This window comes from Hungatella hathewayi WAL-18680, assembly GCF_000235505.1.
GTDB classification, from domain to species: Bacteria; Bacillota; Clostridia; order Lachnospirales; family Lachnospiraceae; genus Hungatella_A; species Hungatella_A hathewayi_A.
Map to the genome: position 1 here is coordinate 2,459,521 of NZ_JH379027.1, position 2,475 is coordinate 2,461,995.

3 protein-coding genes are annotated in these 2,475 nt (G+C 52.5%); all 3 read left to right on the plus strand.

Annotation, left to right across the window (positions count from 1 at the left end):
• A partial coding sequence (locus HMPREF9473_RS11035; RefSeq protein WP_006780190.1) for an OadG family transporter subunit occupies positions 1-762 on the plus strand: 762 nt, incomplete at its 5' end.
• 55 nt (positions 763-817) lie between these two features.
• Positions 818-1,189, plus strand: a complete 372-nt coding sequence (locus tag HMPREF9473_RS11040; protein WP_006780191.1) for a biotin/lipoyl-containing protein — start codon at positions 818-820, stop codon at positions 1,187-1,189.
• A gap of 41 nt (positions 1,190-1,230) precedes the next feature.
• On the plus strand, positions 1,231-2,382 hold the full coding sequence (locus HMPREF9473_RS11045; RefSeq protein ID WP_006780192.1) for a sodium ion-translocating decarboxylase subunit beta: 1,152 nt from the start codon (positions 1,231-1,233) through the stop codon (positions 2,380-2,382).
• Positions 2,383-2,475: the final 93 nt, after the last annotated feature.

Sequence of the window (2,475 nt, forward strand, 5' to 3'; positions counted from 1 at the left end):
CAGAATAGTAAACGATTAGTATTGGGAATATGCATGGCAGTCTGCCTCCTTTCCCTGTCTGCCTGCGGGGCGGCGGATGAAAAGTCCTCCTCCGTGGATGCGTCTATGTCTATGGCATTGCAGCAGCAGACGGCAGGACTTCTGGAGAATATCGCCTCCATCCCTGCGGCGGATATGAGTATTGTCATCGAGCAGAACCGGGAAGGCGGCGCGGAGGCGCTGGCGGCAGGTCTTGAGAGTTATCAGGCGCTGTTGGATGACCTGGGAGCGTTCGTATCCACAGGCGACGGCTTTGTGGAGGAAATCAAGGGCGGTTACAGCATTACCGTCAACAGCCAGTTTGCAAAACGTCCGGTGGAGTTTGTGATTACCCTGGACAAAGATATGGTCAACATCACGTCCATGACCTTCAACCCGGTATACACCACCGGCGAGAAACTGGCGAAGGCCGGCATGAACACCCTGATGGGTATGGGAACCGTATTTATCGTATTAATCTTCATCAGCCTTCTGATTGGCTGCTTCCGCTATATCAACAAGTGGGAAGAGAATATGAAGAATAAAAAGAATGGCGGCGCCCCGGCGCTGGCTGAGAGTCCGGCATCAGCGCCGGCCATCCGGGCAGATGAGAATCTGGTGGATGATTTGGAACTGGTGGCAGTGATTACGGCGGCCATCGCGGCATCCGAAAACACATCGGCAGACGGACTGGTGGTCCGCTCCATCCGCCGCGCGTCAGCAGGGAAATGGAAACGCGCTTAATCAAGTAACGAGCTTATTTTACGACATAGCTTAATCAATTAGGAGGATTATTTTCATGAAAAATTATACAATTACAGTGAATGGTAATGTTTACGAAGTAACCGTTGAAGAGGGCGCGTCCACAGGCGCAGCACCGGTGGCAAGAGCAGCAGCGCCGGCGCCGAAAGCAGCACCGGCAGCCGCACCAAAGGCAGCACCGGCAGGAGCAGCAGGTTCCGTGGTGGTTCCGGCTCCGATGCCAGGCAAGATTCTGGGCGTGAAGGCCGCTGTTGGACAGGCCGTGAAGAAAGGCGACGTAGTCGTAGTTCTGGAAGCCATGAAGATGGAAAATGAAATCGTAGCTCCTTCCGATGGAACTGTGGCAAGTGTGAACGTATCTGCTGGTGATTCCGTAGAAGCTGGCGCCACACTGGTTACATTAAACTAGGATAACGCGTTGTAAACGCAAGTCCAAATGGAGGGATTGACATGGATTATATTACAAGTACATTGGGGAATCTTCTTCAGCAGACAGCATTCTTAAATCTGACCGGTGGCAACCTGCTTATGATTGGCGTGGCCTGTGTATTCTTATACCTGGCGATCAAGAAGGGGTTTGAGCCCCTGCTTCTGGTTCCAATCGCATTCGGTATGCTGCTGGTAAATATCTATCCTCAGATTATGGCGGCGCCTGAAGATACATCGACAGGTGTTGGAGGTCTGCTTCATTACTTCTACGTGCTGGACGAATGGAGTATTTTACCTTCCCTGATTTTTATGGGTGTTGGCGCCATGACGGATTTCGGTCCGCTGATTGCTAACCCGAAGAGCTTCCTGCTGGGAGCAGCGGCTCAGTTCGGTATCTATTCTGCATATTTTATGGCTATTTTTATGGGATTCAACGAGAAAGCGGCGGCGGCCATCTCCATCATCGGTGGCGCTGACGGCCCTACCTCCATCTTCTTAGCAGGCAAGCTGGGACAGACCGGACTGATGGGACCCATCGCGGTAGCTGCTTACTCCTACATGGCTCTGGTTCCGATTATCCAGCCGCCGATTATGAAGCTGCTGACCACGGAGAAAGAGAGAAAAATCAAGATGGAGCAGCTTCGTCCGGTATCCAAGCTGGAGAGAATCCTGTTCCCAATCATCGTTACCATCGTGGTATGTATGATTCTGCCATCCGTGGCTCCGCTTGTAGGTATGCTGATGTTAGGTAACCTGTTCAAAGAGTCCGGCGTGGTAAACCAGTTGTCCGAGACGGCTTCCAACGCTATGATGTACATCGTCGTGATTCTGCTGGGAACCTCTGTCGGCGCAACCACCAGCGCGGAGGCATTCTTAAACCTGGATACCATCAAAATCGTGCTGCTGGGCCTGATTGCATTTGCAGTGGGAACGGCTGCCGGCGTCCTGTTTGGCAAGCTGATGTGCAAGGTAACCGGAGGCAAGGTGAACCCGTTAATCGGTTCCGCCGGTGTGTCCGCAGTGCCGATGGCGGCCCGTGTATCCCAGAAAGTGGGCTCCGAGGCCGACCCGACCAACTTCCTTCTGATGCATGCCATGGGACCAAACGTGGCAGGTGTTATCGGTACGGCAGTGGCGGCAGGTACCTTTATGGCCATTTTTGGCGTGAAATAAACCTGAGTGGAACGTGATACAACAATTAACTAGGAGGTAATAAGAAATGGCAGAGATAGAGAAAAAGCCGGTTAAAAATCGTGGAAACCGTCC

Coding starts and splice junctions, on each gene's coding strand:
- HMPREF9473_RS11040 (WP_006780191.1), top strand. CDS start 818: ATGAAAAATTATACAATTACAGTGAATGGTAATGTTTACGAAGTAACC.
- HMPREF9473_RS11045 (WP_006780192.1), top strand. CDS start 1,231: ATGGATTATATTACAAGTACATTGGGGAATCTTCTTCAGCAGACAGCA.